Consider the following 16,782-nt stretch of genomic DNA (forward strand, 5'->3'; position numbering starts at 1 on the left):
CGATGGTGAGCCCGCCGTTCGCCCCGGCGGTATTGCACTTATGGGCGATGCGCCGGGCCGGCCGCGACGGCCGGCGGCGCCGGCGCGAAGCCCGCGACTGTGACCGGCCCTGCAAATTCGGCCCGCGGACTCGAATAAGGTGCGCTCGGTACGGGCTCGTCCCGACGCCTGCGACCGCCCCGCCGCAGGCTCGGCCCGCGACGCCGCTGCTGCGACCGCGGCTGCGCTCGCCGCGCACGCGACCGACGCCCGCGCTTCCCCCACGCAACGAGACCTCTCATGCGCACGAATCGATCAACGGCCCGCCTGGCGGGCGCCCTGTTCGCCGCCCTGTTGTTGCCGGTTTCCTTCGCCCACGCTGCCAACCAGTACTGCGACAACGACCGCGATCCCGGCCAGTATCCCAGTTGCGGCAACGTCGCCGGCGCCGGCTTCTATTACCGCAGCGGCCAACCCAGCGACTACCACGGCGACGACCGACTCTCGACCACCCAATCCAGCAGCTACGGCTGGGTGTTCCTGGGCACCGTCGCCGCCGGGCATCACTATGCGTATCTCGCCAACAACGCCTTCACCGATCCGCGCGCCGAGTACCAGGCCTGGGACCTGGGCAGCGGTTTCTACTCGATCGGCTACGTCAACCAGAACACCGCGCCCAGCGGCTGGAATTACGTGGGCTACGGCACCAGCGGCGCGTTGTACGTACGCCGCAGCAGCGGCAGCGGCGCGACCGGCGCCGACGCCGTCATGCGCCAGTACGCGGGGCCGAGCGCGCAAGCGTCGACGCCGCTGACGCCCGCGCCGGCCGGGCGCTGTCCGAGCCTGGCTCTGCGCGATCCGGCGCTGGCCGAACTGCAGAACAAGATGTTCGACGCCGCGCGCAGCTATCGCGATGCCGCCGGTTCTTACGCGATCGTGTTCAACAACAACGGCCAACGCGAGCGGATCGAGTTCGAAGTGTCGCCGGCCCGGCGCAGCGGCTTCGTGCGCATCGCCGGCGCGGACGGACGCCTGACCGAACACTACGCCGACGCCGAGTCGCAGACGACGGTGCTGCCGTTGCATTCGGCCTATCGCTCCAGCCGCCGGGCGGCCGCCCCCGATGCGGAGCAGGCTCCGGCCGCGCATGCCTATCGCAATACCGCCTGCCAGGCGGTGTACGCGAGCCAGCCCGATGCGAGCGGCGCGCCCGGCACGGCCGACGTGCTGGCCCCGGCCAACTACGCTTTCTGGCTGTCGGACGAGGACAGCCGCATCCTTGGCCGGCCGAGCCTGCTCGGACGCGAGGCGGTGCTGGTCGAAGGCCGCCACGACGAAGCGATGGCGCGCAAGCTCGGCGCGCAGCGCTATCGCATGTGGGTGGACGCGGCGACCGGCATCCTGCTCAAGCTCGAAGGCCGCAATGCGCGCGGCGGCCGCGCTTATCTGATCGAAGTCGAGCGGTTGCGCCTGGACAGCGGCGTGTCGCCGCGGGCCAGGCCGACGCTGGCGAAGGGCTGGATCGATCTCGGCGCGGCGCGCTGAGTCGCACCGGACCGGAGCGGCGCCGCTCCGGTCCGCTGTCGCGCTCAGTACACCCGTCCGGTGGCGCCGGCGCCGTTGCCGGAGTGGTAGAACAGCACGCCGCCCGGCGAGGACACGACCCGGTTCCAGCCGGTGGCGAAGGCGCCGGCCGGATAGGTGGTCAGGGTGGTGTGATTGCCCGCGCTGTCGAAGCGGCCGATCGCGCCGGCGCCGGTGGCCGCGTTGTAATACAGCACGCCGTTCGGCGTCGACACGATGCTGGTCCAGCCGGTGGCGAACGAGCCGGCGGGCCAGGTGCGCAGGGTGGTGTGGTTGCCGTTGGGTTCGATCCGGCCGAGCGCCGCGGCGCCGGTCTGGGCGCTGTAGTAGAACAGCCCGGCCGAAGTATCGACCACGTTGCTCCAGCCGGTGGCGAAGGAGCCCGCCGGCCAAGTCTGCAGGGTGACGAAGGATTGCGCCTGCGCCGACGACGTTGCCGCGGCCAGGGCGAGCGGAACCAGCAGCGACGACCACAGGCGGCGCGTGCGCGCACCGCTACGAGTGCGATTCATGGGGCCTTTCCTTGGTGATGGAAGCGCGCCGGGCGTACGGCAACGCATTCGGCGGCGCGATCCGAAAGCGTGGCGAGAACCTGCGAGGGCGTGTGCGAGCCAGCCGGCATCGAACGCAACCGGTGCCGGAACGGTCGGCGCTCGCCCACGGATCTTGTAGCCCAGCCGCTCGCCGGTTTCCGACGATTGCGTCCGCAGATCCGCCAGCGGCCGGCATGGGTTCTGCGACGGCCGTCGTCGCGACGATCGCGCGCAACCAGGACTGCGCCGCCGGTCACGCGCTCCAGCGACGCGCGACGCAACGGCGTCGGTGCGGCCGGCAGTGCCTGCCGGCGTCGGGTTCGGGCCTCGCCCGTGGCGCTCCGGCGCTTGCACGGTGCGCCTCGACAGGAGTACTACTGGCGCCGCCACCGGAACCGCGGGAGAGCGGGCATGAAGCGAGGAGCCTGGGCGATGCTGGTCGCCGGCCTGTGTTGCGCCGTGCCGGCTTGGGCGGGCGATCCGCCGGCATCGACTGCGCCGGCAGCCGCGCCGAGTCGCGATGCGGCATTGGCTCAGCGCCTAGGCGCCGACGAGCGCGGCATGCGCCGCTACGTGCTGGTGATCCTGAAGACCGGTCCGAAGCGCGTGCCCGACGGCGAAGAGCGCAAGGCGATGTTCGCCGGCCATTTCGCCAATATCGAGCGCTTGGCCAAGGCCGGCAAACTGGCGCTGGCCGGGCCCTTCGCCGAGGACCCGGACGGCTGGCGCGGACTGTTCCTGCTCGCGGTGGACGATCTCGAGGAGGCGCGACGGCTGACCGCGACCGATCCGGTGATCGAGCGCGGCGAGATGGTCGCCGAGTACCACCGTTGGTACGGCTCGGCAGCGGCGATGGCGATTCCCGAGCTGCACGACAAGCTGGCGCCGAAGCGGCCGTGAACGGCGTCGGAGCGTGCCGCGCCGCGGCGCGCGGCTTGGACGGCCGGATGCGCTCTGCTACCGTGCGCGACCAGGACGGCGGCGCCGGCGGCGTCGCTGCGCAACGCTTTCCAAGGCAGGAACCCGCATGCATCCGTTTCGTCGTCGCTTCGTTTTCGGTCTCTCCCTGATCCTCGCCGCTTATGGCGCCGCCGCGACCGAAATCGCGCCCGAAGCGGTCCGGCTCGAAGCCGGGTTGATCGCCGCGCTGCGCTACGACGCCAAGACCGGCGAACGCGCCGCGCCGTCCGGGCCGGCGATCCAGGCCTATATCCGCGCCGGCTACCTGACCGCCAAGCCGACGGTACGTGCCGACTACACCGACTATCGATTGCTCGACAAGCCGGCGACCTTGCTCGGGCTGCCGCTGGTGGCGATCGAGGAGGAGTACATGACCCAGTACCTCGGCTGCTGCGTCAGCGAAGGCGCCGGCGCGACGGTGCGAGTGTCCGGCGACATCGCGCCGTTGGTCGAGTTCGCCAAGCGCAACGCCTGCCATCTGGAGCGCGACTACGACGTTGCAGGCGAGTTCAGGAACTACGGCATCGCCGGCAAGTTGCCGGCGGGCCGCTACGCCAACCTGAGCTGCCGGGCGCGCGACGCGGATCGGGCGGAGCCTTGAGTCCTGAAGGGGCGCCGCGAGAGCGGTCGCGGCCCGTGTCGCCGCTGCGATAGGCCGATCTTCTGCAGGAGCGGGACGAGCCGCGGCCGAAAGCGTGGGCGGCCTCAATTGTCGACGGCGAACGCGCCGAACAACACGCCGTTGTAGCTGGCCGGCAAGTAACACACCACCGAGACGAAGCTCCAGTAGTTCACGGTCGGCAACGACACCGGTTGGTCGTAGGTGGCGCCGCACTGGTTGAAGCTGGAGCTGCTCAGCAGCTGTCCGGTGTAGTTGTAGGCGTACACCGTGCAGCTGGTGCAGGCGCCGTTGAGGTTGCTGCCATCGATGTAGTAGCTCTGCGCCGGACCGGTGACCGGATGGCGCACGATCGGGCAAATGACGGGGCGCACGGCGGCGTTTGCATTGCGCACGCCGTAGCTGAGGTAGTCGATGTCCAGCGCCTGGCCGGCGTTGTAGGCCGCGCAGGACGTGCCGGGCGTGCTCAGGTTCTGCGAGGTTGCAGCGCGCGTGTCGAGCGCGGCCGCGCTGCCCAGTGTCAGGGCCAGGGCTGATACGGCGGCCATCCAGGTCTCGGCTTTCATGTCGTCACCTCGTGAGGTAGGTGGAAGTACCGGGCTTCTCCCCCTGTTCCTGCCGCCGCATCGCCGGCGGCGGCTTCAACGCTTAGCCGACGCGCCGGGAGCCGGCTCCGGCCCCAGCAAGTACAGGACCATCTCGCCGCGGCCGTTCGCGCCCGGCGCGTACTGCGCGACCATGCGCGGCAGCGCGTCGGCGAATTGCTGGCTCCACAGCGGCAGCTGTTTCTGCAGCCGCGCATCGCCGCCGTCGCGGATCTCGACCCGACACAGGGTCGAACGGCATTCGACGTCGCGCGCCGCCTCGCGCATGGCCTCGTCGGCGCGGATGGCGTTCCACAGGCGCGACGTCATCGCCGGCGACCAACTCGGGTCGGCGGTTTCGCGACGGAAGTTCTGGCGCAATGCGTCGAGATAGGCCTCGTGTTTGCGTTCGCCGGCTTCGGCGCGTTGGCGCAGCGCGGCCGGATCGGCGCGTGCGTCGGCGCCGGAGCGGTGCAGCGCGACCATTTGCGACCGCAGTCCAGCGATCTCATCGCGCATGCGTTGCAGCTCGGCATCTTCGCGCGTGTGTTCGTTCGCGGGCGCGGCCGCGTTCGGTGCGGGCGTCGTTTCGTTCGCCGAGTGATACACCGTCGCCAGCGCCGCCAGCGCCAGCAATCCGGGCCCGATCCATAGCCATGCGCTGAGTTTCATGGACGATGGTGTAGCAGAAGCCTGGGTGCGGAGCATGTCGCTTAAAAAACGACACCGCCCGATCGGCGCACCGCTTCGGCCCACAGCAGCGCGATCAGTTTGCGGCGCGACGTCAGGCCGGTCTTCTGATAGACCCGCTGCCATAAGGTGCGCACGGTCGAGATCGAACAGCCTAGGGTCGCGGCGATCTGCTTGTCCTCGGCGCCGCGCGCCGCCGCCAGCAGCACCGAACGCTCCATCGGGCTCAACGGCGCCCAGGCGCTGGCGGCGGCCTCGTCCAACAGGTCGTCCATGATGGTGTTGCGAACATGGGTGACGGCCGGCGACATTCAATGTCTGCGGGTCGGGGGGACACCTATCCAACGCCAGGCCGTGCGCGGACAGGTCAGTGTGGAACCGGCGAACTGAGGGTTCGGTCACAATGAATCTGCCGACCCGCGGTGAAGCGGATCGGTACGGGCGCACGGTTTGCGCCGCGCCGTCGGCGCGGCGTCGACGGGGCACGACATCGAAGCTTGCGCCACTGCGGTGGGCCGATCCGGGCTCGGCTTCCGACGCCGCCCGCGAGCGTGTCAGTGCGCGGCGGTCGCCGGGTCGACGGCCAGCGGACGCACGTACTGCAGCAGGCTGGTCAGGGTCTTGCCCGGCTCTTCCCAGGGCATCATGTGCGAGGAGTTTTCGAACCACACGCCCTGCTTGAACGGCGCTTTGACCTGCTTCAACCACTGTTCGGCCGGCTCGGCCGGGGTGGTGTAATCGTGGCGCCCGAGGAAAAACACCACCGGGATCGGGAACTCGCGGATCGGCTTGTAGTCGACCGCGACGAACTCGGGCAGGATCTTGCCGAGGGTGAACACGTTGCCTTCGTTGACGTTGCGGCGGTCGCAGTCGCCGTACTCCGGCGACAGTCGCGGGCCGCGGTAGAAATAGGTGGAATCGTTGCGGTAGGCGGTCAGGCCGCCGTAGTACTGCGACCACTTGCGCGCGGCGATGATGCGTTCGCGGGTGATCGGCTGGTCGCCCGGATAAGGCATGATCGCTTCCATCTCCTTGACCGCTTCGGCGTTGCCCAGCGCCTTGGCCCGCTGCAGGCCGAAGTCGAAGCTGATGCGCTCGTTGTCGCGCACGTTGATGGCCTGGCCGATGCCGACGTAGGCGTAGAACAGGTCGGGCTGCTTCAGCGCCGCCTTCATGCTGATGATGGTGCCCCAGCTGTGCGCCATCAGCACGATCTTGCGCTTGCCGTAGCGTTGGCGCAGGTACTGGGCGACTTCGACCACGTCGTCGGCGAAACGGTCGATATGGATGGTGTCGGCGTAGCTTTCCGGGTCTTGCAGGGCATAGGTCTTGCCGGCGCCGCGTTGGTCCCAGTTGACCACGGTGAAATATTCCTCGATCGGACGCTGGAACTGCCACGAGGTCGGGATCACCGGCGAGGCCGGGCCGCCGTGCACGAACAGCAGGATCGGATTGTTCTTGTCCTGGCCGCGCACGCTCAGCCACTGATCGATGCCGCCGATGCGGGCCGCGTAGGATTCCTGGATACCGTTGGGCGCGACGATGCGGCCGAGGTCTTCGATGATGGCGCGGGCCTCGGCGTAGCTGGAGGTGTCCTTGCATTCGGGGGCGGCCGAAGCGAACGGGCTCAGGGCCAGCAGCAGGGAGGCGAGCAGGGCTTGGGTCTTCATGGGCGGATTCCGGCCGAAAGGCGAGGGTCTGGCGAAGGCGAAGGGCGACGCCGCAAACTGCGATGACGCGGCCGGCGGCGCCGACGAGGCGGCGATGCGACGCGCAGCGCACCAGTTGGCCGTCGGAGGTCGGCTGCAGCGTGCCTGTCGTGTGTCGCGATCGTTCCCCATGCGGCATCAGATACGGTTGGAGGGGCGAGGGTTTACACCGCGCATGTTTTTATTTGCAACGGCCGGCGCGCCGGTCGGCCGTTCCGCGACCTCGGCCGGTGTCCTTGGCCGCCGCGGCGGAGTAGGGTGTGGGGCTCCCCAGCGAGGAATCCGCCATGGAAACGCAGGAACTGCATCGCGGCCGCCTGATCGACCATATCCAACTGGTGGTGCGCGACCTCGAGGCGAGCAGACGCTTCTACACGGCGGTGTTCGAGGCGTTGCAGGTGCCGATCGCCGGCAGCGGCCCGGATTACTTCTGGGCCGACGAGCTGTTCGTGTCCACCGCGTCCAGCGAAGCCGCGCAGGGCGAGTTGACCGGCCGCCATCATCTGGCCTTCCAGGCTCGCGACCGCGCCATGGTCGAGGCCTTCCATCAGGCCGCGTTGGCCCACGGCGGTCGCGACAACGGCGGCCCCGGCCGGCGGGCCTATCACCCCGGCTACTACGCCGCGTTCGCGCTGGACCCGGACGGCAACAACATCGAGGCGGTCTATCACGGGCCTGCCGAGCGCAGCGCGCCCTCGGTCAAGGTCGTGTTCTGAGCGGGGCGGGGCCGGCGTACGACCGGTCCGGCGCAGACCGTTACCGGCCGGGCGCAGGGCTGCCGGTACTGGCGATGCCCTTGGCCGAGGTTGCGGGTTCCGAGAACGCGGCGGCGCCGAGCGCGAAGTCGCGTCTTAGATCGAAGCCCGAGCCGTCGCCGGCGTCCGCGGCGGGCGGACGCCGGCGAGGCGGGCCGTTCAGCGCGGCTTGCGCGCGCGCGGCGGCGCCGCGGCCGCCTGGGCCGGGCCGCGCGCGCGGCACTGCCAAGTGATCCGGCCGACTTCTTCGCCCTGGTAGAGCTGGCGGATGGTGACGCTGGCGCCTTCCAGGCGCACCGACTTGGGGGCGCGCAGCAGCAGCCGCGCCGGCAAGCGGGCGGCGCGCGGCAGCGGCAGCCCGCACAGCGGCAAGCGCGGCAGTGCCGGCAGGCTGAGCACGGCCTGGCGGCCCTTGCGCGGCGTTTCCAGCTTCCACGGCGCCGCGCCGGCGATGCGGTAGGCCAGATCGCGCGGCAGCTCCAGCCGCAGCTCGGCGCCCTTGGGCAGGCGCCGCACGATTTCGAAGTCGAACGCGCGGGCGCGGTCCGGCGTGCCGGTGATCAGGAACGGCAGCGCCAGCCCGACCTGCGGATCGGCCGGCGGATCGACCACGTTGAAATTGCGCCAGGTGACGTTGTTGTGTGCGCGGATGTAAGCGCGGAACGCGTCCCAATCGAAGTTCGGCGGGCCCGGCGGCGGAGGCGGCGCCGCGTCGCGCGGATGGCTGACGCTGGCGACGAAGCAGTAATGGCCGGGGCCGGGGATGTCGGCCTCGGGCCAGACGATCGGCGCGGCCACGGTCAGTACGTCGCCCAGCGGCACATCGACCGGCGCCGAGGTGCCGATGAAGTTCCACAGGTCCGGGGTCAGCAAGGTCGCGACCGGACTCCAGTACACGCTGGCGCGCACATCGTCGGCATCGGCGCCGCCGCGGTTGCGCATGCGCACGTAGAGGTAGTTGTCGTGGCCGGTTTCGGCCTCGTGGCCGAGCGCGTTGCTGTTCTCGGTGCCGCTGCCTTCGCCGAACGCGGCGTTCGGGTCGGGCACGGTCGACGGCAGCAGGATCACGTCCGGGCTGGCGCTGATCGAACCGGCCGACGGCACCGCGCCGTTATCGCCGACGTGATCGCGCAGGTACACGTCCGGCGTCAGCCCCAGCGTGTTCTCGATGATCGCGCGCAGGTCCGGCATCACGCCGATCGCGCCGGCGAGGCCGCCGCCTTGCGGCGTATTGATCGCCGGGTCCGACAACAGGCTGCGCATCTGCGCCGGCGACAAGCGCGTGCCGGTAGCGGCCGCGTGCATGCCCTGCACGATCAGCGCCGCGCCGGTCACGATCGGCGAGGCCGAACTGGTGCCGTTGAAGCCGGCGGTGTAGGTGCGCTCGTCGTCGCCGCCGCCGTTGTCGAGGGTGCCGTAACCGCAGGTGGTGACGTTCTCGCCCCAGGCGTAGCAATCCACCCGCGAGCCGTAGCTGGAGAAGCCGGCTCGATCGTGCGGCAGGGACGATTCGGCGGCGCCGACCACGATCGCGCCGGAGTCGCGGAAGTCCGGGCTGGCGCGGTTGAAAGCCTGAACGCCGCTGCCGTCGAGATAGCTGTCGAGGTCGTTGTTGCCGTTGCCGGCGGCCTCGACCACGATCACGCCCAGCGCGCTGGCCAGGCGGATGGCGTCGAAGTCGGCGTCGTCGACTTCGGTCATGATCGCGCCGGCGCGCTGCACTTCCAGCAGCAGCACGTCGCCCACCGCCATGCTCGGCAGGGCGGCGACGATGGCGTCGGCCACATGCAGGGCGGTATCGGTACCGGCGTCGTAGTGCGACGTGACCCGCACCGAACCCACGTCCGGGGCGATGCCGACCACGCCCAGGGTGTTGTCGACCGCGGCGATTTCGCCGAGTACGGCGGTGCCGTGGTTGCCCTTGTAGGCGCCGACGCCGTCGCGGTTGTCGCCGTAGATCAGGCTCGGCGCGTGCGCGACAAGATCCTCGTGGCCCAGGAACCAGCCCTGTTCCAGGTCGACCACGCCGGTGCCGGCGCCGGTCCCGTTGGCCTGGGTCCAGGCCCAGCGCGCGTCGATGCCGTCCGGCGCTGGGTCCAGATAGCCTTGGCCGACGGCATAGGGGTCGTCGCTGTCGTCGACCGGATCGCTCACGTCCAGTTCGCGGTAGGCGTCGGCGATTTCGCTGAGCGCACGCAGGCGCGCGACCAGCATTTCGGCCTGCTCGGGACGCTGGCGCAGATCCAGGCGCCAGTAGCCGGTGAGGCTGCGCAGCGGCGGGAAGGGCGAGTTCGCGGCGCGCTTTTCCAGTTCCCGCAGGCGCTTGGGGTCGAGGCTGCGGATCAGCGGCCGGGTCGACTCGACGCCGGTCTCGTCGAGCAGCTTGGCCAGCGCGGTCAGTTTGTGCTTGCGCGCCAGGGCGCGCAGGTCCTTGTCGGCGGCGGGCGCGAAGCGTTCGCTCAAGCGTGCGATCACGAAGCCGCTATAGCCTGGGCCGCCCGCGGTGGCGGGCGGCTGCCGCGGCGGACGGGTCGGCCCGCCGGCGCAGGAAAACGCCGGGATGCAATGTCGGGATTTCATCTCGAACCTCCTTGTGTTCGGCCGCAATCGGACGCGGACCCGATGCTTGCGGTCGGCCACATCCTTGTTTTCCCCCGTGCGGCGCTGCCGGACGGCGGTAAACGCCGCTTCGATTTCGACGGCGTCGTTACTGTCAGCGAACGCGCGCGCCGGCGCCGGTCGGCCACTCTTGGGCAGTCTTCCGTGCATCGGCGCGTGGCCGGCGTTGCGGGTCTTTTCCGTCGCCGCGACCGGAATCCGCCGCTGGGGCGAGTGGGGCAGGCCGCGATCGGGAGTTGCCGCGGCGGAAATATTTTCGAATCGTCAATCGCGCCTGCGCTGCTCGACGGCGCCGATTCTCGGCCGCGACTGCGCGCTGTGAAGCGCGACGAACTCAACTGTGATTGATGCGGGCAGAACCGACATCGGCCTGGCCGACGCCGACCGGCTGCGGCGTAGCCAGACAGGCGCATCGCCGGATCTCGGTGTCGCGCCCGCGCCTCGGCACTTCCGCGGCGCGGATGACGATCGCGCTACGGTCCCTGCTGGGCTTGGCGCGAAGTTTCGCTGTCGATCACGGCGTGGCGTGGAAGTCGCTGGCGCGATCGACGTTCCCGACCGTCCCATTCCATCGAGGAGTTCGCCATGAAGCATGCAACGACCCAGCGCCGTTCGTCCCAACTTGCCGTGCTGGCTGTTTCGGCCTTGTTCGCCGCATCAGCGGCCGCCGCGCCGCTGGTCTGCACCGACGCCGTATCGGCCAATGTCGCCGTTCCCCAGAACACTTGGGTCAATATCGACGCCAATTGCCCCGTCGGCTACAGCGCCACCGGCGGCGGCTACGTGTTCAACGAAGGCAGCGGCGGGGTGATCGGCATCTGGGCGATGTCGATCCCGAACGGCAACGGCTGGCGCACCTGGGTGGTCCAACACAATCCCGGCGTGCGCCACGTGCAGACCTACGTGCGTTGCTGCCGTACGCCATAAGCGGCGCCCTATGCGGGCATCGCCGTCGCCGCCTTGCGCGGCGACGGCGATGAGCCGCGAAGCTTGCGGATCAGGGCAGCTTGGTGCCCTGGTCGGCGATGGCGACCCAACCGCGGCCGTTATGGCTGTAGGTGACCCCGGTGAGGGCGCGCTGGCGGTAGCCGATGCGCGGGATCTCGTACACGGTTTCGTACAGGATGTAGGCCGAGCGGCAGCCGTCGACGACGCGATAGCGCTCGGTCCAGCTCCACTTCGCTTCGCGGTTGGCGAAATGGCTGGCCAAGGCGGCCATGACCGCATCCAGGCCGATGCGTACGCCGCCGCTGTCGAACACGGTGACCGAACGCTCGTCGTGGATCGCGCGGAACGTTTCGGCGTCGTAGTCGCGGAACGACTCCATGTCGGTGCGTTGGGCGATCTCGAACTGGCGCGCGCAGATGCGCGCCAATCCCTCGCCGATGCCGAGGCCTTGTGCCGCGTCGGCGGCGGAGGCGGCCGGCGCGAGGCCGATCAGCCCGGCGGCGAACGCGGACAGAGCGAGGCGGCGGAACGGAATGCGCAGCGTAGTCATCGTTGGAACCTCCTGGTGGGCGAGGCGACCTTAGGACCGCTTTCGCCGCGTTGGGAGGGCCAATTCGTCCGCGCCGGGCAGGACCAATCGCCCCTGCGCGCACAGCACGCTTAGCCTGATCCAGCCGCGGTTTTCGGCTGTGCCGTGCTTGCGTTTGCGTTGCGCGCGCACGCGCGCAAGGGACCATTCGGCCGCGTTCAGCCGTGCGCCGCCGGCAGGCGGCGCGGGCCGATCCGGCGGCGGTTTCGCTTGCCGACGGCCTCGCCGGCCTGCGCGCTCGAATGGCAGGCCTTGCTGCACCAGAAGCAGCCGCGGCTATGAGGGTAGTGGCGTTGCGCGGTTTCCAGGGCGGTGACGCAGTGCCGGTGCAGGCCGAGTTCCTGGCGCACGAACGGCACGAACGGACAGTCGGCGCGATGCACTTCGTGCACGCCGTCGGGGCAGGGGGTGCGATTGACGTAGTAGCGATGCATGAGCGATTCCATTCCGGCGCGGCGCGCCCGGACGACAGGAATACGCCATCGGCATCGCAGCGCCTGCGACGCCGGCGATCGAGCGGAAAACGAAGGCACGCACCGGCCCGGGCGGCGACCGACCTCGCCATCCGGACCGGCGCGTGCCGGTTGCTCGACTGCCGCCGTCGGCGGCGTGTGCTCGAATTGCTGGACTCAGGGCTGGGCGATCTGAGTGGTGGTGTCGGCGGCCAGTTGCCAACGGCCGTGCTTGCGGACCCAGTTGGCGACGTCGATGCCGTGCAGGACGATGCCGGCCTCGGGCAAGGCGAACTCGATGCGGTCGGCGACGATCGCGCTGGAGCAGCCGTTGACCTGCTGCGAGAGCAGGGTGCGCTTGAACGTGTAGTTGCCGGCCATCACCGCGCGATAGAACGCGGCGATCGCAGGCTTGCCCTGGAACAGTTGGCCGCGGGTGTTGACCTGGATCGCGTCGTCGGCGAACGAGGCCATGAACGCGTCGAGATCGCGCTGCTCGAAGGCGCGGCCGGTGGCTTCGGACACGCGTTCGAGTTCGCGCAGGCAATGGCGGTGTTGAGCCGTCTCGACGGCGGCGCTCTGAGCCAGGCCGGTCAACGGCGCCAAGGCCAGCGACAGAGCGGTCAAACGCAGGGCGGTACCGGATGTCATCGTTGCGTTCCTCGTGTTCGGCGGGTGGTGCGATCACGGTATCGATCGCAGCGCGGCGAGGATGTGCGCCGGGCGACCGGAAAACTTGCCGGTGATCCTCGGCTGCATGTGCGGGTCCGGAACAGTTCCGCGCCGTGGCCGGCGACGGCCGCGCCGTCGGTTCCAGGCAATGCGGACGACAGACGAAGAGTCGCGTTGTGCGTCACGGCTGAGATTTGATGGGTCGCATGGAACGATCGTCGGCGCTGCTTATCGCGGTGTATCTCGCCCGCATCGCGGCGACCGTGCGCCGTTGGTGCTGCGCGTGCAGCAGCTCTCGATGAACTGAAACAGCGCCGAGAACGAAGCGCACGGCTCCCCGGCGCGCGCTGCAGGACGTCAATGTGCGTCTGCTGAGCGCCTTGAACGAGCGCTGCACCGGGCCGAAGAGTTGAGCCGCGGCGACGGCGGGCGCCGCGCGTGGCCTGCCGTCGCCGCGGCGGACCGGCGTCGCCGCGAACCGCCGGTGATTCGGCGCTCACGCGCCAGCGCTTATAGTGTGCGCCGTTTTCGCCACCGGACCCGCCGCCATGACCGCCTCCTTCCGCCTGTTCGCTCTGTCCCTGCTGTGCCTGGGCGCCGCCGCCTGCGCCACCCACGAAGCCAAGCCCGCCGCCGGCCAGGCCAAGATCGGCATGGCCAACCCCGCCTCGGTCCATTGCACCGAGCAGGGCGGCAAGCTGGAGATCCGCACCGGCAAGGACGGCGGCCAGTACGGTGTGTGCACGCTGCCGGACGGCCGGGTGTGCGAAGAGTGGGCGCTGTTCCGCGACAAGAAGTGCGAACTGCCGGCGGAATAAGCCGACAATCCATCCGGCGGCGCGCCGGGCGAGGCCCGCCCGTTCGGCGCTCGCCCGCGCCGGCTCCGACGGCGCCGGTGCACGCTTCGATGAGTCCCGTTTCGATGAGGCTTCACGGACGCCCGTTTGGATGCGGCCCGTTTCGATAAGGCGCCGGGCGCAGCGCCCGGATCAGGATTCGTGCTGCTTGGCGCAGGCCATGACGTGGTTGTGGTCGCTGGACATGCAGCGATAGAAGGCTTGGCGCGCACCCGTGGCCGCCTGGCAATCCTGCGCCGACACGCCGTCGCGGAAGGCCCTGAGCTTGGCCGCGGTGGCGTCGAACCGGGTCTGCGGCAGATAGCCGTCGCGCACGTTCTTCTCGCCGACTTCGAGCATGGTGTCCAGACCGTAGCGCGCGTTCACGACGGCGCGCGCGCAGTCCAGTTCGGCCGCTTGCTCCTGCACCTGCAGCAACTGCCCGGCGACCTGTTCGGCCAGCTCGCGCACAGGCGCGGGCAGCGGGCGTGTGGGGACCTTCGCACTGGGCGCGACGGTGGTGTGGGCGGGTACCGGGACCGTAGCGGCGGTTGTCGTCAACGCCAGCGCGATCGCGCAGTACTTCCATGCATGGCGGCACATCGTGTTTCCCCCTCGCTTCTGCTGCGGCAGCGGTCGCGACCGGGGCCGCGACGCTGCCGCAGCGTCGCAAGGAGTATAGCCAGGGCGCACCGCGGCGAATTCGCATATTGGCTTGGCGGAGCGTGCGGGCTATCTTGCTCCAAGCAGTAGGGGATGAGGGGCGAAAGGGACGATGAGTAATCCAGAGATGGCGCTGCTCGGGAACGACGGCCCGAACGACGCGGTCGCCGCATTCGCCGATTGCGCCCGACGTTACTGCAACTGGGCTCGCGAGCGGATGGCCGACGCGAGCGATGAGGTGGATACCGCCTTGGCGCTGCTGTCGGAGCTGAATTTTCGGGCTCTGGCCTTGCCGCACGCGGAATGGCAGGACAACCCCGAAGATTCGGAGCGTAGCGAATGGGAGGCCGTGCTCAGGCGCTTCGCCGCTTTACCGTTCCAACTCTACGAACTGCCTGCGAGTCCCGCTGCGCTGGAGTGGGCCGGAGAGGTCGGCGATTTGCAGGACGACCTGGCCGATATTTGGCGAGACCTGCATTCAGGCCTGAATCTGTTCGATCGCGGACAGCCCGGAGCTGCGGCCTACTTCTGGCGCAGTTTTTACTGGGGGCATTGGGGGCGCCATGCCAACGCCGCGTTGTATGCACTGCATACCTGGGTCGCGGACCGGTGCTGCGAATGAGCGATCGGGATCGACGGGCGGGCAGGGCGATGTTCGGCTTGACGGCAGTTGTCGGCCGCCGATGATCCGGGTTGTGGCTGGCGGCGTTGTTGCTCGGGCAGGGCTGCGATCGTTCGCCGCAGCCGGCCCCAACGCCCGCCGCACGCCCGGCCAGCGACGCCAATGCGACCTGGATGGCGGCCGCGCGCCGCCACCGCACCGAGCACTACCTGATCGCCACCACCGCGACGCCGGAGCAGGCGTCGCGGGTCGGCGTCGCGGTCGAGCAACTGCACCGCGCCTATCGCAGCCACTTCGCCGGCCACCTCGACGCGGACCAGCCGGGCGCACCGCTGAACCTGGTGTTGTACCGCGACCGGCCGGAATTCGTCGCTCACAACCGCAGCCATTCCTGGGCCGAGGCCTATTACCGTCCGCCGTATTGCTACGCCTACTACGCCGGCGGGCGGGAGAACACCTATCACTGGATGTTGCACGAGGCCACCCATCAGCTCAATGGCGAAGTCGCCGGTTGGACCCGCTTGCCGAAGTGGATCAACGAAGGCGTGGCCAGCTACTTCGGCGCCAGCCGGATCGAGGGCGGGCAACTGGCGCCGGGTACGATCGACCCGAACGCGTATCCGATCTGGTGGCTGACCGACACGCCGTTCAGCGGCAATCTGCAACGCGATATCGCCGAGCAGCGGGTGATCGGGCTGCGCCGGCTGATGACCGACACCGGGCCGGACGTCCGCGTGCATCTGAACCTGTACTACATCGAGTACTGGAGCCTCACTCATTTCCTGTTCCACGGCCAGGACGGGCGCTACGCCGATGCCTATCGGCGTCTGATCGCCGCCGGCGGCGACGACCTGGCCGAGTTCGAGCGCCGCATCGGGCCGGTGGAGAGGATCGAGCGCGAGTGGTACAGCTATCTGCAATGGTTGCAGGCCGAACAGGCGATCGTCGAAAACCCGGCCTTGCTGGCGTCGCCGGCCGCGGGCGGCTGAACGGCGCCGAGCCGGCCCATCGCGTACGCGACCGCCGCGCGCGCAGCGGCTAGGATGCGGGACTGCCTTCGTACGGACCGGCGCATGGCCCACACCCGCATCAACCTCGGCTCGCTCAAGGCGTTCGAAGCCGCCGCGCGCGCGCTCAGCCTGACCCGCGCCGCCGAAGAGCTCAACGTCACCCAGGCCGCGGTCAGTCAGCAGGTGCGGCAGTTGGAGGCCCAACTCGGGGTCGATCTGTTCCGGCGCCTGCCGCGCGGCCTGGCGCTGACCGACGAGGCGTTGGGATTGCTGCCGGCGATCCAGGAAGCCTTCGACCGCATCGAGGGCGCGCTGGACCGGGTCGGCAGCGGCAGCGCGGGCGAAGTGGTGCATGTCGGCGCGGTCGGCACCTTCGCCTGCGGTTGGCTGTTGCCGCGGCTGGCGGAGTTCGCGCGCCGGCATCCCGGCGTGGACGTGCGCCTGAGCACTCACAACAACCGCGTCGACCCGGCCGGCGAAGGCCTGGACTACGCGATCCGCTACGGCCGCGGCACCTGGCCCGGCATGGAGAGCCGGTTCCTGATGGGGGCGCCGCTGACCCCGCTGTGCACGCCGGCGATCGCCGCGCAGTTGCGCACGCCGGCCGACCTGGCGCGCTTCCCTCTGCTGCGCTCGTACTTCGTCGACGACTGGCGCTTGTGGTTCGAAGCCGCGCAGACCGTGCTGCCGGGACCGGTCAACGGCCCGATCTTCGATTCCTCGCTGACCATGGTGCAATGCGCCCTGCAGGGCCACGGCATCGCCCTGGCGCCGTTGGCGATGTTCGCCGCCGAACGGGCCGAGGGCCGGTTGTTGCAGCCGTTCGCGGTCGAACTCGATGCCGGCGGCTATTGGCTCACCCGGCTCGCCTTGAAACCGGCCGGCGCCGGCGCGCGCGCGTTCGCCGAGTGGCTGCATAGCGAGTGCGCAGCGGCGCCGTAGCGCGGCGCCGCCGGCC

Annotated in this window: 20 protein-coding genes; 10 read left to right on the forward strand and 10 right to left on the reverse strand. The window is 69.7% G+C overall.

Going from position 1 to position 16,782, the window contains the following annotated elements:
- Positions 1-279 precede the first annotated feature (279 nt).
- A complete protein-coding gene (locus tag V2J18_RS09380) occupies positions 280-1,524 on the forward strand; it encodes a hypothetical protein (protein WP_336131641.1) in 1,245 nt (414 codons plus the stop codon).
- Positions 1,525-1,568: 44 nt separating this feature from the next.
- On the opposite strand, the gene V2J18_RS09385 is transcribed toward V2J18_RS09380, so the two are convergent.
- Positions 1,569-2,075, reverse strand: coding sequence for a hypothetical protein (locus V2J18_RS09385; RefSeq protein ID WP_336131642.1), 507 nt, complete (start codon positions 2,073-2,075; stop codon positions 1,569-1,571).
- A gap of 432 nt (positions 2,076-2,507) precedes the next feature.
- Between V2J18_RS09385 and V2J18_RS09390 the strand changes: the two genes are divergently transcribed.
- Both V2J18_RS09390 and V2J18_RS09395 read left to right on the forward strand, forming a co-directional pair.
- Positions 2,508-2,996, forward strand: coding sequence for a YciI family protein (locus V2J18_RS09390; RefSeq protein ID WP_336131643.1), 489 nt, complete (start codon positions 2,508-2,510; stop codon positions 2,994-2,996).
- A gap of 127 nt (positions 2,997-3,123) precedes the next feature.
- A complete protein-coding gene (locus V2J18_RS09395; protein ID WP_336131644.1) occupies positions 3,124-3,657 on the forward strand; it encodes a hypothetical protein in 534 nt (177 codons plus the stop codon).
- Between the two features lie 104 nt (positions 3,658-3,761).
- Here V2J18_RS09395 and V2J18_RS09400 read toward each other — a convergent pair whose 3' ends face one another.
- From V2J18_RS09400 to V2J18_RS09415, 4 genes are all read right to left on the reverse strand, one after another.
- Complete coding sequence (locus tag V2J18_RS09400; RefSeq protein ID WP_064750023.1) at positions 3,762-4,241, reverse strand: hypothetical protein; 480 nt, start codon at positions 4,239-4,241, stop codon at positions 3,762-3,764.
- A 75-nt stretch (positions 4,242-4,316) separates the two neighbouring features.
- Positions 4,317-4,931, reverse strand: a complete 615-nt coding sequence (locus V2J18_RS09405; RefSeq protein ID WP_336131645.1) for a hypothetical protein — start codon at positions 4,929-4,931, stop codon at positions 4,317-4,319.
- A gap of 41 nt (positions 4,932-4,972) precedes the next feature.
- Complete coding sequence (locus tag V2J18_RS09410) at positions 4,973-5,260, reverse strand: helix-turn-helix domain-containing protein (RefSeq protein ID WP_336131646.1); 288 nt, start codon at positions 5,258-5,260, stop codon at positions 4,973-4,975.
- Between the two features lie 243 nt (positions 5,261-5,503).
- Positions 5,504-6,619, reverse strand: coding sequence for an alpha/beta fold hydrolase (locus tag V2J18_RS09415; RefSeq protein ID WP_336131647.1), 1,116 nt, complete (start codon positions 6,617-6,619; stop codon positions 5,504-5,506).
- Positions 6,620-6,945: 326 nt separating this feature from the next.
- Between V2J18_RS09415 and V2J18_RS09420 the strand changes: the two genes are divergently transcribed.
- Positions 6,946-7,374 (forward strand): VOC family protein, encoded by a 429-nt coding sequence (locus V2J18_RS09420; protein ID WP_064750027.1) that lies wholly within the window; start codon positions 6,946-6,948, stop codon positions 7,372-7,374.
- A gap of 198 nt (positions 7,375-7,572) precedes the next feature.
- Here the strand turns inward: V2J18_RS09420 and V2J18_RS09425 are convergent, their stop codons facing one another.
- Positions 7,573-9,993 (reverse strand): S8 family peptidase, encoded by a 2,421-nt coding sequence (locus V2J18_RS09425; protein WP_336131648.1) that lies wholly within the window; start codon positions 9,991-9,993, stop codon positions 7,573-7,575.
- 42 nt (positions 9,994-10,035) lie between these two features.
- Here V2J18_RS09425 and V2J18_RS09430 point away from each other — a divergent pair, with 42 nt between their 5' ends.
- Entirely contained in the window at positions 10,036-10,380 is a 345-nt protein-coding gene (locus tag V2J18_RS09430; protein WP_186442684.1) for a hypothetical protein, read from the forward strand.
- A 237-nt stretch (positions 10,381-10,617) separates the two neighbouring features.
- Positions 10,618-10,959, forward strand: a complete 342-nt coding sequence (locus V2J18_RS09435; protein WP_064750055.1) for a hypothetical protein — start codon at positions 10,618-10,620, stop codon at positions 10,957-10,959.
- A gap of 70 nt (positions 10,960-11,029) precedes the next feature.
- Here the strand turns inward: V2J18_RS09435 and V2J18_RS09440 are convergent, their stop codons facing one another.
- The 3 genes from V2J18_RS09440 to V2J18_RS09450 form a co-directional block, all read right to left on the reverse strand.
- On the reverse strand, positions 11,030-11,530 hold the full coding sequence (locus V2J18_RS09440) for a hypothetical protein (protein WP_064750054.1): 501 nt from the start codon (positions 11,528-11,530) through the stop codon (positions 11,030-11,032).
- A gap of 197 nt (positions 11,531-11,727) precedes the next feature.
- On the reverse strand, positions 11,728-12,003 hold the full coding sequence (locus V2J18_RS09445; RefSeq protein ID WP_336131649.1) for a hypothetical protein: 276 nt from the start codon (positions 12,001-12,003) through the stop codon (positions 11,728-11,730).
- A 195-nt stretch (positions 12,004-12,198) separates the two neighbouring features.
- The gene (locus V2J18_RS09450) at positions 12,199-12,672 is read right to left on the reverse strand and encodes a YybH family protein (protein WP_336131650.1); all 474 of its coding nucleotides are present in this window, start codon (positions 12,670-12,672) and stop codon (positions 12,199-12,201) included.
- 569 nt (positions 12,673-13,241) lie between these two features.
- Between V2J18_RS09450 and V2J18_RS09455 the strand changes: the two genes are divergently transcribed.
- Positions 13,242-13,511 (forward strand): putative hemolysin, encoded by a 270-nt coding sequence (locus V2J18_RS09455; RefSeq protein WP_064750051.1) that lies wholly within the window; start codon positions 13,242-13,244, stop codon positions 13,509-13,511.
- A 171-nt stretch (positions 13,512-13,682) separates the two neighbouring features.
- On the opposite strand, the gene V2J18_RS09460 is transcribed toward V2J18_RS09455, so the two are convergent.
- Positions 13,683-14,132, reverse strand: a complete 450-nt coding sequence (locus V2J18_RS09460; protein ID WP_141233632.1) for a hypothetical protein — start codon at positions 14,130-14,132, stop codon at positions 13,683-13,685.
- A 172-nt stretch (positions 14,133-14,304) separates the two neighbouring features.
- On the opposite strand from V2J18_RS09460, the gene V2J18_RS09465 reads away from it, so the two are divergent.
- The 3 genes from V2J18_RS09465 to V2J18_RS09475 all read left to right on the forward strand — a co-directional run bounded on the left by V2J18_RS09465 (position 14,305) and on the right by V2J18_RS09475 (position 16,766).
- Positions 14,305-14,814 carry a DUF5063 domain-containing protein gene (locus V2J18_RS09465; protein ID WP_079248379.1) on the forward strand — a complete coding sequence of 170 codons (510 nt, stop codon included), beginning with the start codon at positions 14,305-14,307 and terminating at the stop codon, positions 14,812-14,814.
- Between the two features lie 173 nt (positions 14,815-14,987).
- Positions 14,988-15,803, forward strand: a complete 816-nt coding sequence (locus tag V2J18_RS09470) for a DUF1570 domain-containing protein (protein WP_141233631.1) — start codon at positions 14,988-14,990, stop codon at positions 15,801-15,803.
- An 84-nt stretch (positions 15,804-15,887) separates the two neighbouring features.
- Positions 15,888-16,766 (forward strand): LysR family transcriptional regulator, encoded by an 879-nt coding sequence (locus V2J18_RS09475; RefSeq protein ID WP_064750047.1) that lies wholly within the window; start codon positions 15,888-15,890, stop codon positions 16,764-16,766.
- Positions 16,767-16,782: the final 16 nt, after the last annotated feature.

This window comes from Lysobacter firmicutimachus (genome assembly GCF_037027445.1).
In the GTDB taxonomy this organism is placed as follows: Bacteria; Pseudomonadota; Gammaproteobacteria; order Xanthomonadales; family Xanthomonadaceae; genus Lysobacter; species Lysobacter firmicutimachus.

Coding starts and splice junctions, on each gene's coding strand:
- V2J18_RS09455 (WP_064750051.1), top strand. CDS start 13,242: ATGACCGCCTCCTTCCGCCTGTTCGCTCTGTCCCTGCTGTGCCTGGGC.
- V2J18_RS09385 (WP_336131642.1), bottom strand. CDS start 2,075: ATGAATCGCACTCGTAGCGGTGCGCGCACGCGCCGCCTGTGGTCGTCG.
- V2J18_RS09450 (WP_336131650.1), bottom strand. CDS start 12,672: ATGACATCCGGTACCGCCCTGCGTTTGACCGCTCTGTCGCTGGCCTTG.
- V2J18_RS09380 (WP_336131641.1), top strand. CDS start 280: ATGCGCACGAATCGATCAACGGCCCGCCTGGCGGGCGCCCTGTTCGCC.
- V2J18_RS09445 (WP_336131649.1), bottom strand. CDS start 12,003: ATGCATCGCTACTACGTCAATCGCACCCCCTGCCCCGACGGCGTGCAC.
- V2J18_RS09460 (WP_141233632.1), bottom strand. CDS start 14,132: ATGTGCCGCCATGCATGGAAGTACTGCGCGATCGCGCTGGCGTTGACG.
- V2J18_RS09400 (WP_064750023.1), bottom strand. CDS start 4,241: ATGAAAGCCGAGACCTGGATGGCCGCCGTATCAGCCCTGGCCCTGACA.
- V2J18_RS09420 (WP_064750027.1), top strand. CDS start 6,946: ATGGAAACGCAGGAACTGCATCGCGGCCGCCTGATCGACCATATCCAA.
- V2J18_RS09465 (WP_079248379.1), top strand. CDS start 14,305: ATGAGTAATCCAGAGATGGCGCTGCTCGGGAACGACGGCCCGAACGAC.
- V2J18_RS09425 (WP_336131648.1), bottom strand. CDS start 9,993: ATGAAATCCCGACATTGCATCCCGGCGTTTTCCTGCGCCGGCGGGCCG.
- V2J18_RS09435 (WP_064750055.1), top strand. CDS start 10,618: ATGAAGCATGCAACGACCCAGCGCCGTTCGTCCCAACTTGCCGTGCTG.
- V2J18_RS09475 (WP_064750047.1), top strand. CDS start 15,888: ATGGCCCACACCCGCATCAACCTCGGCTCGCTCAAGGCGTTCGAAGCC.
- V2J18_RS09390 (WP_336131643.1), top strand. CDS start 2,508: ATGAAGCGAGGAGCCTGGGCGATGCTGGTCGCCGGCCTGTGTTGCGCC.
- V2J18_RS09430 (WP_186442684.1), top strand. CDS start 10,036: ATGCTTGCGGTCGGCCACATCCTTGTTTTCCCCCGTGCGGCGCTGCCG.
- V2J18_RS09405 (WP_336131645.1), bottom strand. CDS start 4,931: ATGAAACTCAGCGCATGGCTATGGATCGGGCCCGGATTGCTGGCGCTG.
- V2J18_RS09395 (WP_336131644.1), top strand. CDS start 3,124: ATGCATCCGTTTCGTCGTCGCTTCGTTTTCGGTCTCTCCCTGATCCTC.
- V2J18_RS09470 (WP_141233631.1), top strand. CDS start 14,988: ATGGCGGCCGCGCGCCGCCACCGCACCGAGCACTACCTGATCGCCACC.
- V2J18_RS09410 (WP_336131646.1), bottom strand. CDS start 5,260: ATGTCGCCGGCCGTCACCCATGTTCGCAACACCATCATGGACGACCTG.
- V2J18_RS09415 (WP_336131647.1), bottom strand. CDS start 6,619: ATGAAGACCCAAGCCCTGCTCGCCTCCCTGCTGCTGGCCCTGAGCCCG.
- V2J18_RS09440 (WP_064750054.1), bottom strand. CDS start 11,530: ATGACTACGCTGCGCATTCCGTTCCGCCGCCTCGCTCTGTCCGCGTTC.